Below are 20,376 nucleotides of genomic sequence, written 5' to 3' on the forward strand. Positions count from 1 at the left end.
ACCGAAAAGAAACCAACCTTTGGTTTTGGCCTTAGGTTGGATTTTTTTTAATCTTTTAAATATTCAATCCTTTCGCGGATGGATTCATTCGAAGGATTTTTCTTCGCTAAATCTTCTAGAAGTTTGATGGCCTGTGGTTTTTTACCCATAATGTCCCAAAGATCAGAAAGCTCTAGGGCAGGTCTTGGATCACTTGGCGATTTCGAGAGTAGGCCTAAATAAATTTCCTCAGCCTTTTCTAGGTCACCAATCAAACGTAATGCGGCCGCTTTTCCTAGTAAGGCAAAGTAATCGTCCCCACTTGCAAGAATTTTATTAAAACATTCCAAAGCTTTGTCATAGTTCCCAAGTCCACGGAGGGAATCAGCATACCGGTTGATAATGAGTTTGTTGTCAGGATCTGATTCGAGAATTTTTTCCCAATAGGTGATGGCAGTTTTAAAATCTTTTTTACCACGATAGGATTCGGCAAGGCCATAAAGAGCAAAAAAGTTTTTAGGATCCAGTTCTTTGGCCCTTTCATAATAAAGGACTGCTTTGTCGAAGTCTTTAATTTTGCGGTAACTGTTTCCAATTTCTGTTAGGATTTTGATATTGTTCGGTTGGCTTGAAAGTAATTTTTCCCACCACTGGATGGCATCTACATACCTTGGGCATGCAAAATACAAATGCCCAAGACCCACAATGACATACTGATCACTGGGATTGATTTGTAATGCTTCCATATAATAAACTTCTGATTCTTTGAAGTTTTTGAGTTTTCTGTGGGCATCGGCCACACGAGAAAGGATACTTGCATCTGTGATTGTTATGTGATGAAATTCTTCTGCGACTTCGATGATTCGTTTTAGGCTATTCAAATCTCTATAAGCATTCATAAGCCCCATAAGAGAAAACTTATTGGTTGTATCACCGACCAAACATTTGCGATAGTATTGGATGGCTTGTTCCGGTTGTTTGGTTTTTGCGTAATAATCACCAAGTCCCACAAGTCCGTAAGTATTGGAAGGGTCTTCGTCAAGTAATATGTCTAATCGCTCTTTGGCTTCTTTAAATCGGCCCTGATCAAGAAAACGATACGCCTCTTTTGCAAGGGCTTTTATTTTTGTGAATTTTTCATCTTCTTGTGGTTTTTCAATCTCAGCATTTTCCATATTCTCTGTCCAATTTTCAGCATTCCTATTTAGACAGTAAAAATCGACTCAAAAACGTGAGAACATTGACAGCAGGCTCTTTTTTGCAGAAATGACAATAGGGGGGAAACGTATGTCATCTACAACCGAAGCAATTACTGGCGGTCGGCTTATGGTCGAATTATTGGAAGAAGCGGGTGTTGAAATCGTCTTTGGATACCCTGGTGGTGCCATCCTCCCATTCTATGACGAACTCTATCATAGTAAAAAAATTAAACATATTCTTGTTCGTCACGAACAAGGTGCCATCCATATGGCAGAAGGTTATGCACGTTCTACAGGAAAGTTAGGTGTTTGTATCGCCACTTCCGGGCCAGGTGCTACAAATTTAATCACTGGTCTTACTGATGCCAAATTAGATTCCATTCCCATCCTTGCCATCACTGGTCAAGTTTCCACTGACGCCATTGGAACCGATGCTTTCCAAGAAGCTGATATTTTTGGAATCACGATCCCCATTACCAAATACAATGCTTTAATCAAAAAAGCAGATGATCTTTCTCGCCATTTTGAAGAAGCCATTAAAATTGCAATGGGTGGAAGACCGGGACCTGTGTTACTCGACTTTCCAAAAGATGTTCAATTGGAAAAAACATCAGTTAGAAAAGCTTCTTCTTTAAAAATTGCTCCTCATCATTATGAAAGACCAAAAGTAAAAGGGGATCCACAAGAATTTGCAGAAGCTTTAAACCAAGCCAAACGCCCGTTACTCTATGTGGGTGGTGGTGCTATTAATTCTTTTGCCTCAGCAGAAATTAAACTTTTGGCAGAAAAAGCAAATGCACCTGTGACCACAACTCTTATGGGACTTGGTGCTTTTCCGGGAACTCATCCACTTTCGGTGGGGATGCTCGGAATGCATGGAACTGCTTATGCCAACAAAGCAGTGTTAGAGTGTGATTATATTTTAAATTTAGGTGCAAGGTTTGATGACCGAGTTGCCAAATACCAAGACTTTGCGCCGAATGCAGTTCGTGCCCATGTAGACATTGATGCCGCGGAGTTTAACAAACGCATCAATGTGGATTATATCCTTCATGGGGATCTAAAGGATGCCATTCGAGAAATCCTTCCATTTGTGAAAGGGGGAGATCGTAATTCTTGGATTGAAAACATCCAAAGTTTAAAGAAAAACCATCCACTCGATTTTGATAACAGTGGAGACAGCATCAAACCACAAGACTTCTTGCAAAGGGTTTATACCAAAACGAAGGGTGAAGCTATTGTTTCCACTGACGTTGGCCAACACCAAATGTGGGCAGCTCAGTATTATCTTTTCGACAAACCAAATACTTGGTTAACCTCAGGGGGCCTTGGCACTATGGGATACGGACTTCCTGCCGCCATCGGTGCTAAATTTGGAAACCCTGATAAAATGGTCATTTGTGTTACGGGAGATGGATCCTTCCAAATGTGTATCCAGGAACTAGCAACAATCGCACAGTCAAAGTTAGGTGTGAAAATTCTACTTTTTAATAATAATTTTCTCGGAATGGTTCGCCAATGGCAGGAACTATTTTATGAAGAAAGATTCAGTGAGTCCCAATGGACTTACAATCCTAACTTTGTAAAACTAGCGGAAGCATACGGAATTCCAGCCATGCGGATCGAACATAAATCCGAAATCGAAAAGGGTGTGGATTTTTTCCTAAAAGACAATGGATCTGCTCTCATCGAAGTGATGATCCCTGCGGAAGAAAAAGTTTTCCCAATGATCCCTGCTGGGAAATCACAACAAGACTTAATTGAATTCAAAGACTTGGGGAAATTAAAAAAATGAAACACACTCTAAGTATTTTAGTAAATAACCACCCAGGTGTGATGAGCCATGTTTCTGGTCTATTCACACGTCGCGGATACAATATTGATTCGATTGCAGTTGGTGTGACTGAGAATGCAGATGTGTCTTCCATGACAATTGTTCTGAATGGAGATGATTTTATAGTTGGCCAGGTGAAAAACCAACTCCTCAAATTGCCCGATGTATTAAAAGTCCAAGACATGGCTTATGCGAGTTCCGTACAAAGAGAACTTGTCTTAATTTCTTTTTCCATCACCGAAACAAACCGAAGTGAAGCTCTTACCATTTGTAATGGATTTGATGTTAAAATTTTAGAAATGACGGAAGATTCACTTCTGATCGAATTCTCTGGAAATTCAAGACAAGTTACGAATGTAATTTCTGTAATCAAACCATTCGGAATCCTTGAAATTTCTCGAACAGGTCAGATTGCCATTGCCTATCGGAACCAAAACTCCGTTTAGAATCCACTTGACAGAGCCTAATTTTTAGGGAAACATGAGTGCGTTAAGTGAGACTTACCCACACCCATGGATCGGAAACTATTTACCCTTGCCTTTTTTCTCCTAACGACTGTTATTTATTCTGATTCAGAACGTACCGCGGTTCCCCTCAAACGGGGGCAGGGTTCTGATGTCTTGTATTTTGATTTCGGGGAAACGGCTCCCACTTCCTCTCTAACTGTCGAAAGGCTCCAAGAACCTAAACTCGAAGATTTAAAATTAGGATTTTTAGAACCAGCGCCTGGTTATTACAATGGGCCGGATGGTGGTGAAGTTTACCAATGGGCGAAAAACCATTACCAGTGGAAACGTGCCGATGGTAGTGTTTATACAGAATGGGTAAATGGAACTTTTAAGTTAGATTTCCCTTCTGGAGTTGGATTCACCTCTGTTCCTCAGTCGTGTAATGGATGTTCGCCGACCCTGGTTTGGAATTATCCTGATTTAACAAAAATCACAAAGTATTGGATGGCCCATAGAAAAGAATATGATTTCACCTACCAAAAACCTTTGAATTTTGAAAACTATCTTCTTGTCAAAGAATCTCAGTTTGGAAAACCAAAACTTGAATTAGGTAACTATGTATTGTATGGTTCTGAAAAATGGTCGGAATACATACGTGCGTTTGGTGGAAATTTTAAAATCAAACCTTTCCTTCAATATGTAAAATCAGAATTTTCATTAGAAAACCGAGGGAAAGTTCCTGTATTGTTATTTGATGAATATGAGGATATTAAGAAGTACATTGGCGCTGATATCCCTGGTGGATCCGAAGAGGGTGGGTTTGGCGGAAGAGATTCCATCACTATGTGTTGTGGGGACAAAATGCCCCAAGCTACAGGAAATCCAGAGTTTGATGCGGATGCCCTTCGTCGTTTCCACTTTGGAGTGTTTTATCATGAAGCCGTTCATAATTTAGAACAAATTTCTTGTTTAAAAATCCAATCAGAAACAGGAAAAACTCCACAAACCGATATTTTGGATCCTTGGTTTGAAGAAGGCCTTGCCAATTATGTAGAAGCTAAATTTTACGAAAGAAAACAATTCCATATCTATAATGATGCAGAGAAGTTGATTCGGGAAAACAAAGTTCCCAAAACCTTCAAAGCATTGTTAGATGCTAAATATAGAGATTTACTTCCTTATTCCATTGGCCCACTACTCATCAAACATATCCATGAAACTTATGGAAAAGAGGCCATCATTTCTTACCAAAAGGATACTTGTGTCGGAACATCTCCGGCCCTGGCATTACAAAACGCAACAGGTGTTTCTCCCGACCAAATTTTGAAAGATAGTTTGTCTCGTTTTGAAAAAGAAAAAGATCTTTTTTTAAAAGATGGCAAAAAACTCCAGTTAGCTGGATATACTGTGATGAATTCTAAATTCCCTCTTGAATTAAAAACTTTTTTAGACAAAGGTTTTTCTCTCCCTGAATCAGCTTTGGAGATCAAGTCTTATACTGAGTTACCGAGTTTACAAAAAATCTTTCCAGCAAATGTGGAATCTTATTCGGGAAAATTGGAAGGGGATTTCCTTGGGCCAAATTCTAGTTATTTTTATCTTTGGAAAAAAGGAAACTACCGCTGGTATGGGGATTCATGGGAAGCCAATGTATTTCCTGGAAACCAAATTCTATTTCGAGGATCTGGTTTTACTCTTATCGAATGGGAAGATGGGAAAAAACAATACATATCACCGAAGGGAGATTCGGTGATATTTTTTAGTTTGGAATCAAAATCTTATTTGAATGCGGATGGAAAGCCGGTCACTCCTTAGTGACCTTCTAACCAACGTTCTGCTTCAAGAGCTGCCATACAACCACTACCAGCTGCTGTGATAGCCTGGCGGTACACTTTGTCCTGAACATCACCTGCGGCAAACACACCTTCCACATTGGTTTGTGTGGTTCCTGGTTTTGTGATGATATAACCGGTTTCATCTAAGGTCAATTGGCCTTGGAACACTTGGGTATTGGGAACATGGCCAATCGCATAAAAGAGTCCACCTACTTCTAAATCTTTTTTGGATTTGTCTTTTGTACTTTCGAGGACAATGGAGGTAAGCCCTCCGACTCCGCCTTTGGCTTCCACAACCGTTTGGCTCCATAGGATTTCAATTTTAGGATGTTCTAAGGCACGTTTTTGCATGATTTGGGAAGCGCGAAGTTGGTCACGTCGTACGACCAAATATACTTTGGATGCAAATTTAGTGAGATGGTTTGCTTCTTCTACTGCGGAGTCACCACCACCCACAACAGCGAGAGCTTTGTTTCGGTAGATGGGGAGGGCACCGTCGCAAACGGCGCAGGCAGAGATTCCGCGTTGCCAGTAGGTTTCTTCTCCCGGGACATGCATCCGTTTCGCAGTGGCACCTGTAGCAATGATGATGGAATCTGCTTTGATTTCTTCGTCGTCAGACCAAATGGTAAAAGGGCGTTTGGAAAAATCCACCTTGGTGATGGTTTGGGTGTGGATGGTGGTTCCGTATTTTACGGATTGTTCCCGGAAGAGTTGTGTGAGTTTCGTTCCATCGATTCCTTCTGGGAAACCAGGAAAGTTTTCCACTTCCGTAGTAGTGGTGAGCTGTCCACCGGCAGCAACTCCCCCTGCCATAAATCCTTCATACATCACCGGGTTTAGATTGGCTCTGGCTGCGTAAATGGCCGCTGTATGTCCTGCGGGACCGGATCCGATGATGACAACTTTATGGTTCATAATTTCTCCTATTCTGTATCTTGTTCTTTATTGTTTAGACGGGATTTCCAGGATTCCTGTCTATTTTGTTTCACAAGCCCGGACCCAAGGTGCATAGTAGGGATCCCCTGCGAGAGGGCTTTTTTCTAAGGTCAGTAGGTATTCTTTCTGTTTGAATCCTCTGGTAAGGCAAAGGTAGGTGGTTTCAAAAAACTCCAAAGTTTCTTTTTTCCCTTGGAAACGAATTTCTTCTAAAATTTCAAGCGCTTCCTTTTCGTATCCTGTGGTAAGATAGAGTCGGAAGAGTTCACGTTGTACTTCTGTGTCGTCCTTTTTTTGTTTGTGATATTTTTCCAAATAAAAAATGGCTGTGGCGATGGATTGGTTACTTTCTGCGAGTAGTAATCCATTGCGTTTTAGAACAGGATCGTAATCAGGGTTTTCACGGAGCGAAAGTTCGTAGTAGTAGAGGGCTTTGGTTTTCTCACCTACCATTTCCCATTTTTTTCCCTTTTCAAAAAGGGACCGTTCCTTTCGGCCGCAATTAACGACTAACAATAGTCCAAACGTGAGTAAAAAAATAAGGGAGTTTCTATGAACCACATCTCCTTTTTTCCTGACATAGCCATTTGTGGCAAAAAAAATAATAAGTCTCTTTAAGCTTTTTGTCCGACTCTTTAAGTAACATAAGAGAGTAAAGATGGGTTCCAAATTGCCAGTTTCTCAAAATCAGCTTTTACAAACATTCCAAGAGTACCTGTCCGTAGAAAAAGGACTGAGCGATAATTCGATATATTCCTACGGGTACGATCTCAATAAGTTTGCGATCTTCTTGGAAAAAGAACATATCAACTTCTTAGAAGTAAAAGCCAACGACATTATGCGTTTTCTCGAAGAAGAAAGAGAACGTAAAATCTCTGCAAAAACACTGGCTCGCGAAGTGGTTGCAATCAGGCAATTTTATAAGTATCTCCGCGATGAAAAACGATTGGATTCCAATCCAACCGAAAAGATTGAAACTCCAGAAGTCGCAAGAACCATTCCTGATTATTTAACACAAACCGAAATTGAAGAACTCTTTCGTAATATCAAAGAGGACAATTTGTACGAACTTCGTGACAAATGTATCTTTGAACTTCTTTATTCTTCCGGTCTTCGTATCTCGGAAGCATGTAATTTAAAAATGACAGACATCGACATGGAAAACATGACGATTACTGTGGAAGGAAAAGGTGGAAGACAACGCCTCGTTCCTTTCGGTGAAAAATCTTTAGAGATTTTGAAAAAGTATTTAGTCGAAAGTCGCACAGAAATTTTGAAAAAAAGAACCTGTGAATTTGTTTTTGTTTCTAAAAAAGGTTCATATATCAACCGTAAGTCGGTATGGCGCCTTTTGAATCATTACATCAAACGCACAAAAATAAAGAAAAAAGTAACACCACACACTCTTCGCCACTCATTTGCTACTCACCTTCTTGAGAACCATGCAGATCTCAAATCGGTTCAGGAACTTTTGGGTCATATCGATATTTCGACGACTCAAATTTACACTCATATGGCAAATAAAACTCTGAAGGAAGTTCATAAGAAATTCCATCCGAGAGGATAATGTCGAACCAAAAGAAACCCACGGACTACAGTAAAGTAGTCCGTATTCAAATTCCCTCCAACCCCCGTTTTGTTTCCCACACCCGTAATTATTTTTTTAATCTTTGTTTAGAAAATGGATTTTCTCTTTTCGATTCCATGGACTTAAAACTTGTGATTGGTGAAGCTGTAGTGAATATCATTCGCCATGCTTATTCTGGCCAATCGGACAAACCAATTTTTATTGAATTACAATTTGATAAAGATCGAGTTGAAATCAAACTCAGAGATTATGGAAAAAAAGTAGAACCAAAAGACCTTCGTAGTTTTGACTTAAGTGATTACCGCGAACATGGGATTGGGCTTTTTTTGATCAAAGAACTCACTGATTATTATTTTTTAGACCAGTCTTTTGAAGTTGGGAACCAAATGGTTCTAATCAAAAGAAAGTAAACTCCATTTTTCTCGACAACTCTCACCATTTTGTAAATTTATCCGTATGGAAACAATTCATGCAACGACCATCCTTTCGGTTCGTAAAAACGGTAAAATTGCTGTAGGGGGAGACGGTCAAGTTTCCATGGGAAACACCGTGATGAAACATACTGCAAAAAAAGTCCGAAGACTTTACAACGGTAAGGTGATCGCTGGATTTGCCGGAAGTGCTGCCGATGCTTTTACTCTTTTTGAACTTTTCGAAAAAAAATTAATCGAACATGGTGGTTCTGTTTCGAGAGCAGCAGTGGAACTGGCTCGGGAATGGAGAATGGACCGGATGTTACGAAGGCTTGAAGCACTACTCATTGTTTGTGATGCCAATGAATCTTTTTTAATTTCTGGAACGGGGGACGTGATTTCACCCGATGATGGAGTCCTTGCCATTGGTTCTGGTGGGAATTTTGCCCTTTCGGCAGCTCGTGCCCTTGTGCAAAACACTGATATGGATCCGAGAGATATTATAACAAAAGCAATGCAAATTACAGCAGATATTTGCATATACACTAACCATAATTTGGTGATTGAGGAATTATAAAATGACATACCCAACCATTCTTGCTGAAGTTGTCGGTTCAGGAAATCAAGCAGAGGAGTTAACACCTCGTCAAATTGTAGAAAAATTAGATGAACATATCATTGGTCAAACCAAAGCCAAACGAGCTGTTGCCGTTGCTCTTCGCAATCGTTCGAGACGCCGTAAACTCGATGAGTCACTCCGAGAAGAAATTTATCCCAAAAATATCATTATGATTGGACCGACCGGTGTAGGGAAAACAGAAATTGCTCGTCGTCTGTCTAAGTTATGTGGAGCTCCTTTTCTAAAAGTGGAAGCCACAAAGTATACTGAAGTGGGTTATGTAGGCCGTGACGTAGAGTCGATGATTCGTGATTTGGCAATGGGTGCTCTCAATTTGGTCAAAGCAGAATTTCGTGATCGTGTCAAAGACAAAGCCATTGAAAAAGCCGAAGAGATTGTCCTCGATGCAATTTTACCTCCCATCTTCCATAAAAAAGAAGAAGATCTAAATCCAGAAGAAAAAGAAAGACAAACTAGTTATAAAGAGTCGAGAGAAAAGTTCAGAGAAAAACTTCGGAAAGGACTTCTTAACGAACAAGAAATCGAAATTGATATTCCGAAACCTTCGGCACCGTCTGGAATGCCCATGTTGCAAGTGTTTGGTGCTGGGAATATGGAAGATATGGACAACCAATTACAAAGTTTGCTTGGTGATTTGATGCCCAAAAAATCAGGAAAACGAAAGGTAAAAGTAATTGAGGCACAAAAACTTCTCACCGAATCGGAAGCAGAAAAACTAATCGATGCGGACAAAATCCAATCAGAAGCAGTTCGTCGTGTGGAGGAGATGGGGATTATCTTTTTAGATGAAATCGATAAAATTGCTGGCCGTGAAGGTAGACAAGGAGCTGATGTTTCACGAGAAGGAGTCCAAAGAGATTTACTTCCCATCGTTGAAGGTTCAACAGTCAATACAAAGATTGGGCCGATCAAAACAGATCATATTCTTTTTATTGCTGCTGGTGCCTTTCACATGACAAAACCTTCAGACCTCATTCCCGAGCTCCAAGGAAGGTTTCCGATTCGTGTGGAGCTTGAAACATTAACAGAATCTGATTTTATCAAAATCTTAACCACTCCCAAATCTTCTCTCACTAAACAATACGAGGCACTTCTTGCTACAGAAGGTGTCAAGATTGAATACACAACAGATGGGATTGCCGAGATCGCCAAACTTGCGTTCCAGATGAATGAAAAAAATGAAAACATTGGTGCTAGAAGACTCAATACCATTATGGAAAAACTTTTGGAAGATACAAGTTTTGATGCACCGGATCTTCCACCGGACCAAAAACAAATTGTCATTAACGAAAGTTATGTGTCTTCCAAACTAAAAGGAATTGTAGAAGATAAGGATTTAAGTCGGTTCATTCTCTAAGGGATGAGAACAAACAGGTGAAATATCATTTTACCTGTTTGTTTTTAGGTGCTTGTAACGAATTCCACTCGTTCAAAACCGCGAAGTGAATTTCCTACAAGGATTTCATCGGCAGTTTCTAAATCGGATTTGAAAAGGATAGTTTCTTTCACCCATCTCTTTCGGACAAGCGCTTCCCGAAAGACACCGGGAAGCCCGCCGGTTTCTAGTCGCGGCGTGAACCAAATCTTTCCTTTGCGTACAAAAAGATTTCGGATATTGGTTTCTAGGATTTGATCATGGATATCAAATAAAATACAATCATCCCAGGACTTTTTCTTACATTCTTCCATCATCTCATTATAAAAGTTTCGATTCGTTGTTTTATGGTATAAAAATAAATTTTTAGAATCTACTGGTTTGTTAGCAAATCCAAGACGAATGGTAGGTCTCGTTTTTGGTTTTGTGAATACAAAACTTTCAATATTGAATTCTCCGCGTTCGTTTAGTAAAAAACGAATTCGAAAGTTACCGTTGGTTTGATTGGCCATCACTTTTAAGGTAGTCTCTGCATTTTGTTTTGAAAATGGATATCCAAATCGGTTGGCAGTTTGTTCCATTCGTTCTAAATGGAGATTTTTTAAAAAGTAACGTCCTTGATGAAGCCGAATTGTTTCCAGAATTTCAAATGGAGGAAGGTTTGGATTTGTGATGAATTTTAATTTAGATAGGCATTCTTCATATTCTGCATCGACGTCTGAGAGAACCGTAATCCCACTTCCCACTCCATAATTCCCAATCCAGCGGTTCCCTTCTTTTTTTAGATATATGGTTCTGATTGTGACACTAGAACGAATCCAAGGTTTTCCATCTAACATCTCTGATACGAATAGTGCTCCCGTATAGAGACCTCTATCATTTTTTTCGATTTCACGTAAAAGTTCGAAAGATCTTTTTTTGGGGGCGCCAATCACGGATCCTGACGGGAAAAGAGCTTGGAGAATCGGGAACCATTCAAATGGATTTTTTAATTTGGCTTCTACTTTTGAAACCATCTGCCAAACAGTTTCCAGGCCTTTTACCAAAAAAAGTTCTGTTACCTGAACTGTTCCTTGTTTGGCGATCCTTCCCAAATCATTCCGGTAGAGATCTGTAATCATTACATTCTCGGCTCTTTCTTTGGCCGAAGATTGGAGAATGAGTTTATTCGTTTCATCTTGTTTGGATGTAGTTCCGCGAAGAATGGTTCCCTTCATTGGTTCTGTTTGGATTTTATCTCCCGTGACTTCAAAAAATAATTCAGGAGAGAATGATAAAGTTTTTGTATCTCCAAAAGGATAATAGGCAGAGTATTTTGTTTTTTGTTTTGATTTTAAAGATTGGTAGTATAAAAACAAATCTTCTTCCACAGATAAAGAAACGGGAAAACATAAATTTAATTCATAACTTTCACCGAGTAGTAAGGCTTCTTTTGTTTTTTCCCATCTCTCTTTGTAAGTATCTTTTGTCCAAAGGATATCTAGTTTTTGTGAATGGATATTATCTGTTTGGTGGAAATTTGGATTTGTGTATTGGATTCTTTTTTTTTGTTTATAGATTGTGTATTGGAGAAGGGGAGTTCCCTCTGCGAGTTCAGCGGAACTTAAGGCCAATCCTTCGATAAAAAAGTATCCCAATTCAAAAAACAAGGCGCCACAAGGATAAAAACCTTGGTTTCGGTAATCATCTAACTTTGATAAGCTAGTTTTTATTGTTTCCGATAGTTTTTCTTTTTCGGAGTAAAGGATTTGAACTTCTTCAATCGGATCAAAATACCAATCACAAATAGTATCACCTGGAATGGAAAGAGAATCCTCGAAGAGAAAACCACCGGTGTTTCGGTATTTTTCTTCGAAAGATTCCCATGTCATTGGATCTGTCTGTATCAAAACTCCATCTTTTGAAGAGCTTCTAGTGGATAGTTGAGGTAAACTGTTGTTGTTTTTTTACTGGTTTGGATATCAAAACATTCGAGAGGATCAAGGCCTAAGTTATAAAATCCTTCATCAATCATCGCAATTCCAAACCCAGCACTTTCTTTTTCATCCAAAAAGTCGGGACGAAAAAACTCTGCAGAATTTCCTTGTTTAGCAAGTTCGGCATGTCTTTCTCTACTTTTGCGAATTCGATTTAAATCCATTCCCATGATAGGAGAATCATTTCTAATCCTGATATAAACTGAAGCTGGTCTAATTTCAATTTTCATTGAAATTTTAAGATTATATTTTTTAACTTTTTCTCTAACGATGGTTAAAAAATCTTTTTCATCGATAGAAAGATTGTGTTTTTTTGATCTTCTTTTGTCAGACAAAGTTAGAATCTTTTGAACTACTTTTTTGATTTTGTCAGGAACGATATAACGTTGCATGGCATCTCGTAACGGTTCTGTTTCTAAAATAATGTCGAGTAACTCTTCTGCTTCTTCTTCCGGAGTTTGTCCCTGTGATGTGAGTTTATTCAAAAGTTCATCTTGAAATATCACAAAACGTGTATTTGCTTTTACTGCATTTAAGAGGGCTTCCATAAGACCGCTAAATAAATGAAATGAAGTGAGAGGGTTTGCCCCCACTCGGTTTAAGATTCCTTGAACCACTTCATTGACGATGTCCCTTGTAGACTTGGTGAGCCCTCGGAGTTCAAAATGGAAATAGTCCTTTTGAATCAGTCGGTCCAAGTTTTCGATGATTTCGGTGCCTTTGTATTTGATTTTCTCGTTTGCCATTGAGGTTCGCTAAACTTTTATGTTAAAAAAACGGGAAAACAGGGTTTTGTAAACCAGTTTTCATTTCCGTGGCAAAGGATTGTGTCCATGAAAGAATTCCTTTTAAAAACTCCTGATTTGGGTGATACAGAAAAGATAGAATTGGTTCGTTGGCTCCGAAAGGTGGGTGATTCCGTTACAGTTGGGGACGAAATGATCGAACTTGTGACTGACAAAGCGGCCTTTCCCGTGGAATCTCCCTATGCCGGAACCTTAAAAAAAATCATAACGCCAGAAGGATCGGTGGTGAAAAAAGGAGATATCCTCGGAATTATGGATATTAACGAATGAAAATCCTTCACATTTCCGACTTACATTTCCCGAAGAAACTTCCTTTGTTTTCTCTTCGTGGAAAAGCCATTGTCGGTTATCTCAGCTACAGGTTGAGACGTAAATCAAAACATCCTTTAGTGCTTGTTTCTGCGATGGTTGAAGCCATTAGTAAATTAGAATATGATGCTCTTGTTATTTCTGGAGATTTAACAAATGTTTCTCACCCAGGTGAGTTTGAAAATGCAAAAGAAATTTTAAAACCTTTATTAACAGAGAAAACATTTTTAATTCCCGGGAATCATGATCGTTACCAAAAACGGGCAATTGGACCAAATCCATTGTTTGAAAAAACATTTAGCGAGTGGATGGGCACCTCTCTTGATTCAGAACTATACATTCGTTCTAAAAAAATTGGTGGCAAAGTATTTATCGGCTGGGATTCCAATTTTGCCATCCCTCGGATCACTGCCAATGGTTATGTGGCACCTGAAGTAATCTCAAAAACAATTCAATCAGTCAAAGAACCTTATATACTAGTTTGCCATCATCCTCTTTGGAATCCCAAAACGGAAATTGAATCGAGAGGGCATCGGATGTTAAATCGTTCAGAAGTAGTCGAACGACTCAAAACCAATCCACCGCAGTTATATTTACACGGACATACTCACACCAATTGGGTCAAACTACCTGGTCCCAAAGCACATTTTCCTATCGTCAATTCTGCATCGAGCACAAGGTTATCCGATAGAAGTCACGAGTGTGGATTTCATATGATTGAGATAGGGAAGTCTATCCAATATCGTCGTTTTATTTATTCAGAAGACAAATTCATTGAGACGAATCCGATTTTTTATGAAGAATCGGAAGGGGTCATTTAAAGGAAAAATTATGGCTGATGCAAAAGTAGATTTAACAACCATCCAAAGACAACTCATGCAGGTGAAACATCCTGAATTAAAAAAAGACATCGTAAGTTTGGGAATGGTTGCGGCAGTAACACCCACAGATGATGGGATTGAAATTTTAATCAAAACTCCAAATGCCGACAGACGATTACAAATCGGACTTGAAGCACAAACAAGACAACTCATCTCCAAAATTGAAGGTGCCGGTAAGGTCAAAATCAAATTTGAAGTCGATCAAAACCTAAAGATGGAAGATGGGAACAGAATCATTGGTGTAAAAAAAGTCATCGCTGTGGGTTCTGGAAAAGGTGGGGTCGGAAAATCAACAGTCACTGCCAACCTAGCCTCGACACTTGCACGTAACGGAAAGAAGGTGGGAATTCTTGATGCAGATATTTATGGCCCATCTCTTGGAAAGATGTTTGGAATCAATGGTCGTGTTGCCTTAAAATCAGAAGAAGATAAAATTTATCCCATTGAAAAACATGGAATCAAACTTATTTCTTTTTCGTTTCTTGTGACAGAGGACCAACCAGTCGTTTGGCGCGGACCAATGCTTGGAAAAGCCATCGAACAGTTCTTATATGATGTTGTCTGGGGAGAGTTAGATTATCTTTTCATAGACTTACCTCCAGGAACGGGGGATGTCCAACTATCTCTCGCCCAACTCATTGATTTGGATGGAGCTGTGATTGTGACAACTCCGCAAGAAGTAGCAGTTCTTGATGCAGGTCGTGCTGCAGCCATGTTCAAACAAGTAAAAGTACCAATCCTTGGAATTGTGGAAAATATGTCTGGATTTGCCTGCCCCAAATGCGGCCATGTAACAGATGTTTTCTCGAAGGGTGGAGGGGAAAAACTCTCCAAACAAGTAGGAGTTCCTGAACTTGGATCGGTGCCATTGACATTGGATGTCATGAGTTCTGGTGAGTCCGGCAAACCGGCACTCCTAGAAGCAGGTGATTCTCCATTAAAAGAAGCTTATTTCCGCATTGCAAAAAATTTGGAAAACCAAATCGCAGAGTGGGAAGATTAAAAATCACTTGTTTCTTCAGAGCTTTTTCTTAGTCTAAAGGATACACTATGAATTTTGAACGCGGTTCCAAACCAAACCCTACCGGTAACTTAATCGCATACTGCCATGTATTCGGTGAAAATCCGATTGCGCCCGGCGGTAAAATCATAGCATCCAATGTGGTTGTCAGTTTCTTAAAAATTGGGGACAATTACCCAGTCGTCACCTTTCCCCCTGTTGGTTTACCTTCCAAAGAGGAACTGATGAAGATCCTTGCTGACAACATCCATCTTTATGATGTAGTACAACTCCCAGACTTTCAAATGCCGGACAACAAGGAGCTAGCAAACCAATACATCCAGGAAAGAATGGAACAATTCAACTCCATGGTTATGCGGTATGTTGAGTTTTGTAAGGCCAAAGAAAAGAAAACACAAACCACCAGTCTTACAGAACATCTAGAACAAGTCAGTGAACCTTTAGAAACTTTAGCGAGTCTTTCACTCGAATTTAGAAACACTTCTGGAATTGCTAGGGAAGCTACTAGACTTAAGATGGAACGTATCGTTGATTATTTTCATAACAATCATCCAACCCTTGACATCGATAATTTTAAAAAAGCATTGTCAGTGCCAGGAAAGATGGGAGATGAACTAGTTGGATTGTACATTCAAAAGTTTAACGCCATTCAAATCGAAAATTATGAAACAGCTTCTGACTTGCGTAAACGCATTTTAGAAATTGAATCTTCTACTCCTTAAGTTTTAGGAAAAAAATTTCTTGACCAAATTTCTCTAAGGCCTAACGTAAATGCCCTTAACCTTTCCTGTTTCTGTAACAAAGAATCTATCACTACAGAAACGGATGGAAGTACTAGGAATTTCTGAAAAAGACCTAAGCGAACGATTCATTAAGTCCGGCGGCAAAGGCGGACAAAACGTAAATAAAGTTTCCACTGCGGTGCATTTGGTACATCTACCCACAGGAAAACAAATCAAATGTTCCGTCTATAGAACCCAAGGTCTCAATCGTTACAAAGCGAGAGACTTGTTGTGTTTAGAGTTAGAACGGAACTTGAATCAAACGGAATCGGATGCAATTGTCCAAAAACTTCGAAAGAAAAAACAGGACAAACATCGTAAGTCTTTGAAGAAGAAACTGGAGAAAGAAAAATCAGAATGGAACGAACCTATGTAAAATTATTTTTTTTGATTTTATTACCGCTATTTTGTTTTACCTCTTGTTTTGATTCTTTATTGCCGTATAAGTCTGTTAAGTGGTCCCATGGATGGGAATTTCGATTCCTTACAGAAGATGAGTTAACTTATTTCCAACCTGCTATCGAAGACCTTTCTTTAGAATACCAACCTTATCACATTCCTTATATAAGTTTGGAAAAACCAATGCATAAATACCTTTCGGCGCGGATTCGTTTCCGAGATCCCATTGGTTATTCCGAACCATCGCTTCTCCTTCGGGGTCTAGTTACTTATTTTGATGCTTACTGCGGCGATACTAAATTACAATCCGAGTTTTTTCATTCGCAAGATTCTGATCTTCCCAATGAAAAAAGATCAATCACTTACAATAGAAGTTTTGTTCCCATTTTGCATTTACCAAAAGATTGTTTGGGAAGTTATGTTTATATAGTCTTTTTTTCCGATGGAATTTTACCTTTAGGTTTTTCGGAACCACCTTTATACGGAGATCCTACCGACCACCACAAAGCAATTGCTAATCGAACCCAGTCTTTTGCTTCCCTTGGATTTCTATTTTTGATTCTGGGACTTTTTTCTTTTTATCTTTTTGAAAGACGAAAGAAAAAACAATTACTTGCCTTTACTTGGTTTTCTTCGATATCGGGAATCCACTTTTTATCTCAGTCTGGATTTTTTGGACTTTTTTATTACGATTCCATCCTTCCTAGTTTTATCATTTTTATTTTCACTCTATTTTTGATACCCATCAGCTGTTTGTATTTTTTTGATCAGTTGGTCGGAGTGAGTCGGTGGAATGTCATTCGAATGTTATGGCAGTTTCATGTTTTATTTTCTATTGTTATTTTGTCCTTGGCATTTACAGAAACCATTTCGATGTCAGTTGGTTTAGTGACATTCATTTGGTTGTGTTTACCAACACTGGTCATTCAAATCATTGTGGCTTGGGCTCAAGTAGTCGCGAAAAAACCTAAGGCCATTTTACTTGTGGTGGGCGCTTCTGCTCTTTTTATCCTGAACGCACATGACATTCTTTCTTCTCTTGGTATTTTAGATTCCGTCCCAAGGTCCTCTCATTGGGGATTTTTTATTTTTGTGATTTGCCTCACTCTTTATGGCGAAAATCTTTTTCGAAATTCAGAAATCAAATTTGGCACTTTACAAAAAGAAATTGTAACGGCTGCCAGAATCCAAAGTGCCATCCTTCCTCCCTCACCACCTTGTTGGGAACCAATGGATATCAATGTTTATTACCAACCTTCCCATGAAGTAGGAGGGGATTTTTATGATTTTCAGGCGTTAGGTGGCAGAAAGTTTGGAATCCTCATCGCTGATGTTGTAGGGCATGGTCTCGGTGCTTCCATCATCGCATCACTTTCCAAATTTGCCTTTTTCCAACATTATAAACATTGGTCGAATCCATCTTTTTTACTTTCTGCAATGAACGAAGATTTGGTGAAAAAATCCTTTGGTCGTTTTACAACCGCTACATACTTTCATATCGATTTAGAATCGAGGAAGTTTATGGTATCAAGTGCCGGCCACCCTTCCTTTTTTCATTGGAAAGCAGAGTCCAAAGAACTTGTCGAAATCAAACCCAAAGGAAAACCTCTCGGAATCTTACCAGGGCTTACTTATGGGGAAGAAGAATATTTTTTCAAAAAAGGGGATCAATTTTTGTTTTATACGGATGGTCTTACTGAAGAAGAAAATGCAGACCGGTTGGAATACGGCGAAAAACGTTTAGCCAAATCCTTTCTTGAAACAATCGCCAAACAATCAATCGATCCTATGGCAAACATGTTAGAAAACTTCCATTACTTTACTGGTCTTTCGGGAGCACCCCATGATGATATCACCATCATTCATTTGCATGTGAAGGCATAAAAAAAGCCTTGGATTTGACTCCAAGGCTTTGGTGTGGGAAAAGAAAATTCATTTCCCAAGGTGAATAGGGGATGATTTACATCATGCCGCCCATTCCTCCCATGCCACCCATTCCTCCCATACCGCCCATTCCAGCACCTGCATCTTTCGGTTCTGGTTTGTCAGTAATGGTTACTTCAGTTGTGAGGATCATAGCTCCGATAGAAGCTGCGTTTTGAAGAGCAGAACGAACCACTTTCGCAGGGTCAACAACACCAGCTTTGATTAGGTCTTCCCAAACCATAGTGAGTGCGTTGAATCCTTCGTTTCCTTTACGGGCACGAGCTTGTTCTACGATGACTGATCCTTCAAGACCAGCATTGGAAGTGATCATGCGGATAGGTTCTTCTAATGCACGTAAGATGATATTCGCACCAGTTTGTTCGTCACCACTTAGTTTAAGAGCTTTTACAGCGTCTTGTGCACGAAGAAGTGTGAGTCCACCACCAGGAACAATCCCTTCTTCTACAGCCGCACGAGTTGCAGAAAGAGCATCTTCTACACGAGCTTTTTTCTCTTTCATTTCTACTTCAGTAGCTGCACCAACGTGGATTACCGCAACACCACCAGCAAGTTTTGCAAGGCGTTCTTGGAGTTTTTCACGATCGTAATCAGATGTAGTATCTTCGATTTGTTTTTTGATTTGGTTGACTCGGCCTTGGATGTCTTTAGAAGCACCAGCACCTTCGATGATGGTTGTGTTTTCTTTGTCCACTACCACTTTTTTCGCACGACCAAGCATCTTCACATCAGCGTTTTCTAGTTTCATTCCGAGGTCTTCAGAAATCACTTGTCCACCAGTGAGGATGGCAATGTCTTCAAGCATTGCTTTTCTTCTATCACCAAAACCAGGAGCTTTTACAGCCACACATTGGATGGTTTTACGAAGAGTGTTCACAACGATAGTTGCAAGAGCTTCCCCTTCCACTTCTTCTGCGATGATTACGAGTGGTCTTCCTGCTTGTGCAATTTTTTCGAGCACAGGAAGAAGGTCTTTCATAGACGCAATTTTTTTGTCGTAAATCAAGATGAATGGATCGTTAAAAGTTGCGATCATTGCTTCTGGATCAGTTACCATATAAGGTGATACGTATCCACGATCAAATTGCATACCTTCTACGATATCAAGAGTGGTTTCAATTGATTTTGCTTCATCAACAGTGATCACACCTTCTTTACCTACTTTGTCAAAAGCTTGAGCAATGAGGTTACCGATTTCTGGATCATTGTTTGCGGAGATAGTAGCAACGTTTGCGTATTCTGCTTTGCTATTGATTTTGATAGCGTGTTTTTTGATTTCTTCTACAGCAGAAAGAACTGCTTTGTCAATTCCGTGTTTGAGTGCCATTGGGTTTGCACCCGCAGTTACGTTTTTCAAACCTTCATTGATGATTGCTTGTGCAAGGATGGTAGCCGTTGTTGTTCCGTCCCCTGCGATGTCGTTAGTTTTTGTAGAAACTTCCTTCACCATTTGCGCGCCCATGTTTTCGATTGCGTCTTCTAGTTCGATTTCTTTCGCAACAGTTACACCGTCTTTAGTGATAGTAGGTGCACCAAATTTTTTATCGATGACTACGTTACGACCTTTTGGTCCAAGAGTTACTTTTACTGCGTTAGCAAGTTTGTTCACTCCGCTAAGAAGTTTTCTACGAGCTGTTTCATCAAATTCAATTGTTTTAGCCATGATTGATTATTTCCTTCTATTATTAATTTGTAACAACACCGAGGATGTCGCTTTCACGGATGATGAGTAAATCACGTCCGCCTTGTTTGATCTCAGTTCCAGAATATTTTCCGTAGAGAACTGTATCTCCTACCTTTACTTCTAAAGGAACGAGTTTTCCGTCTTCATAACGACCTTGTCCAACTGCAATGACTTTCCCTTCTTGTGGTTTTTCTTTCGCAGTGTCTGGTACGATGATGGATCCGATTTTTTCTTCCGACTCATTCTTTGGCTCTACGACCACTCGGTCGCCTAAAGGTTTGATTGATGCCATGAGTAACTCCTTGTATGCAATCTGTTGATGA

20 protein-coding genes are annotated in these 20,376 nt (G+C 39.6%); 13 read left to right on the plus strand and 7 right to left on the minus strand.

Features of this window, described 5'->3' with window-relative positions:
• Positions 1 to 47 precede the first annotated feature (47 nt).
• The gene (locus tag EHQ70_RS06715; protein ID WP_135584751.1) at positions 48 to 1,154 is read right to left on the minus strand and encodes a tetratricopeptide repeat protein; all 1,107 of its coding nucleotides are present in this window, start codon (positions 1,152 to 1,154) and stop codon (positions 48 to 50) included.
• 112 nt (positions 1,155 to 1,266) lie between these two features.
• Here EHQ70_RS06715 and ilvB point away from each other — a divergent pair, with 112 nt between their 5' ends.
• The 3 genes from ilvB (at position 1,267) to EHQ70_RS06730 (ending at position 5,276) form a co-directional block, all read left to right on the plus strand.
• Complete coding sequence (gene ilvB / locus EHQ70_RS06720) at positions 1,267 to 2,973, plus strand: biosynthetic-type acetolactate synthase large subunit (protein ID WP_135584753.1); 1,707 nt, start codon at positions 1,267 to 1,269, stop codon at positions 2,971 to 2,973.
• Positions 2,970 to 3,458 carry an acetolactate synthase small subunit gene (gene ilvN, locus EHQ70_RS06725; protein ID WP_135584755.1) on the plus strand — a complete coding sequence of 163 codons (489 nt, stop codon included), beginning with the start codon at positions 2,970 to 2,972 and terminating at the stop codon, positions 3,456 to 3,458. Before ilvB ends, ilvN begins: the two co-directional genes overlap by 4 nt.
• Positions 3,459 to 3,524: 66 nt before the next feature.
• Positions 3,525 to 5,276: a peptidase MA family protein gene (locus EHQ70_RS06730; protein ID WP_135584757.1), complete on the plus strand. Its 1,752-nt coding sequence runs from the start codon at positions 3,525 to 3,527 to the stop codon at positions 5,274 to 5,276.
• Here EHQ70_RS06730 and trxB read toward each other — a convergent pair.
• A complete protein-coding gene (gene trxB, locus EHQ70_RS06735) occupies positions 5,273 to 6,214 on the minus strand; it encodes a thioredoxin-disulfide reductase (RefSeq protein WP_135584759.1) in 942 nt (313 codons plus the stop codon). The two genes, EHQ70_RS06730 and trxB, sit on opposite strands and share 4 nt — an antisense overlap.
• A gap of 60 nt (positions 6,215 to 6,274) precedes the next feature.
• The gene (locus tag EHQ70_RS06740) at positions 6,275 to 6,796 is read right to left on the minus strand and encodes a tetratricopeptide repeat protein (RefSeq protein WP_135584761.1); all 522 of its coding nucleotides are present in this window, start codon (positions 6,794 to 6,796) and stop codon (positions 6,275 to 6,277) included.
• Between the two features lie 97 nt (positions 6,797 to 6,893).
• Here EHQ70_RS06740 and xerD point away from each other — a divergent pair, with 97 nt between their 5' ends.
• Genes xerD through hslU form a run of 4 tightly spaced genes read left to right on the plus strand, consistent with a single transcriptional unit; the run spans position 6,894 to position 10,233 of the window.
• Positions 6,894 to 7,802 (plus strand): site-specific tyrosine recombinase XerD, encoded by a 909-nt coding sequence (gene xerD / locus EHQ70_RS06745; protein WP_135584763.1) that lies wholly within the window; start codon positions 6,894 to 6,896, stop codon positions 7,800 to 7,802.
• Positions 7,802 to 8,233 carry an ATP-binding protein gene (locus EHQ70_RS06750; RefSeq protein ID WP_135584765.1) on the plus strand — a complete coding sequence of 144 codons (432 nt, stop codon included), beginning with the start codon at positions 7,802 to 7,804 and terminating at the stop codon, positions 8,231 to 8,233. Before xerD ends, EHQ70_RS06750 begins: the two co-directional genes overlap by 1 nt.
• Positions 8,234 to 8,279: 46 nt before the next feature.
• Entirely contained in the window at positions 8,280 to 8,813 is a 534-nt protein-coding gene (gene hslV, locus EHQ70_RS06755; protein ID WP_135578582.1) for an ATP-dependent protease subunit HslV, read from the plus strand.
• 1 nt (position 8,814) lies between these two features.
• Positions 8,815 to 10,233, plus strand: coding sequence for an ATP-dependent protease ATPase subunit HslU (hslU, locus tag EHQ70_RS06760; protein ID WP_135584767.1), 1,419 nt, complete (start codon positions 8,815 to 8,817; stop codon positions 10,231 to 10,233).
• A 44-nt stretch (positions 10,234 to 10,277) separates the two neighbouring features.
• Here the strand turns inward: hslU and EHQ70_RS06765 are convergent, their stop codons facing one another.
• On the minus strand, positions 10,278 to 12,122 hold the full coding sequence (locus EHQ70_RS06765) for a chorismate-binding protein (RefSeq protein ID WP_135584971.1): 1,845 nt from the start codon (positions 12,120 to 12,122) through the stop codon (positions 10,278 to 10,280).
• 14 nt (positions 12,123 to 12,136) lie between these two features.
• Entirely contained in the window at positions 12,137 to 12,973 is an 837-nt protein-coding gene (locus tag EHQ70_RS06770; protein ID WP_135584769.1) for a hypothetical protein, read from the minus strand.
• An 87-nt stretch (positions 12,974 to 13,060) separates the two neighbouring features.
• Between EHQ70_RS06770 and EHQ70_RS06775 the strand changes: the two genes are divergently transcribed.
• The 6 genes from EHQ70_RS06775 to EHQ70_RS06800 are packed head-to-tail and all read left to right on the plus strand — an operon-like array spanning position 13,061 to position 18,309.
• On the plus strand, positions 13,061 to 13,303 hold the full coding sequence (locus tag EHQ70_RS06775; RefSeq protein WP_135584771.1) for a biotin/lipoyl-containing protein: 243 nt from the start codon (positions 13,061 to 13,063) through the stop codon (positions 13,301 to 13,303).
• On the plus strand, positions 13,300 to 14,163 hold the full coding sequence (locus tag EHQ70_RS06780; RefSeq protein WP_135584773.1) for a metallophosphoesterase family protein: 864 nt from the start codon (positions 13,300 to 13,302) through the stop codon (positions 14,161 to 14,163). Before EHQ70_RS06775 ends, EHQ70_RS06780 begins: the two co-directional genes overlap by 4 nt.
• Before the next feature lie 10 nt (positions 14,164 to 14,173).
• Positions 14,174 to 15,226, plus strand: coding sequence for an Mrp/NBP35 family ATP-binding protein (locus tag EHQ70_RS06785; RefSeq protein ID WP_135584775.1), 1,053 nt, complete (start codon positions 14,174 to 14,176; stop codon positions 15,224 to 15,226).
• Positions 15,227 to 15,273: 47 nt separating this feature from the next.
• A complete protein-coding gene (locus EHQ70_RS06790) occupies positions 15,274 to 15,966 on the plus strand; it encodes a hypothetical protein (protein ID WP_135584778.1) in 693 nt (230 codons plus the stop codon).
• Between the two features lie 49 nt (positions 15,967 to 16,015).
• Positions 16,016 to 16,402 (plus strand): peptide chain release factor family protein, encoded by a 387-nt coding sequence (locus EHQ70_RS06795; protein WP_135584780.1) that lies wholly within the window; start codon positions 16,016 to 16,018, stop codon positions 16,400 to 16,402.
• Complete coding sequence (locus EHQ70_RS06800) at positions 16,384 to 18,309, plus strand: PP2C family protein-serine/threonine phosphatase (protein ID WP_135584782.1); 1,926 nt, start codon at positions 16,384 to 16,386, stop codon at positions 18,307 to 18,309. Before EHQ70_RS06795 ends, EHQ70_RS06800 begins: the two co-directional genes overlap by 19 nt.
• Before the next feature lie 76 nt (positions 18,310 to 18,385).
• Here the strand turns inward: EHQ70_RS06800 and groL are convergent, their stop codons facing one another.
• Together groL and groES are read right to left on the minus strand one after the other, a co-directional pair.
• The gene (gene groL / locus EHQ70_RS06805; RefSeq protein ID WP_135578601.1) at positions 18,386 to 20,032 is read right to left on the minus strand and encodes a chaperonin GroEL; all 1,647 of its coding nucleotides are present in this window, start codon (positions 20,030 to 20,032) and stop codon (positions 18,386 to 18,388) included.
• Between the two features lie 22 nt (positions 20,033 to 20,054).
• The gene (gene groES, locus EHQ70_RS06810; RefSeq protein WP_004784852.1) at positions 20,055 to 20,345 is read right to left on the minus strand and encodes a co-chaperone GroES; all 291 of its coding nucleotides are present in this window, start codon (positions 20,343 to 20,345) and stop codon (positions 20,055 to 20,057) included.
• Positions 20,346 to 20,376: the final 31 nt, after the last annotated feature.

Origin of the sequence: Leptospira congkakensis, assembly GCF_004770265.1 — a bacterium.
Lineage (GTDB): Bacteria > Spirochaetota > Leptospiria > Leptospirales > Leptospiraceae > Leptospira_A > Leptospira_A congkakensis.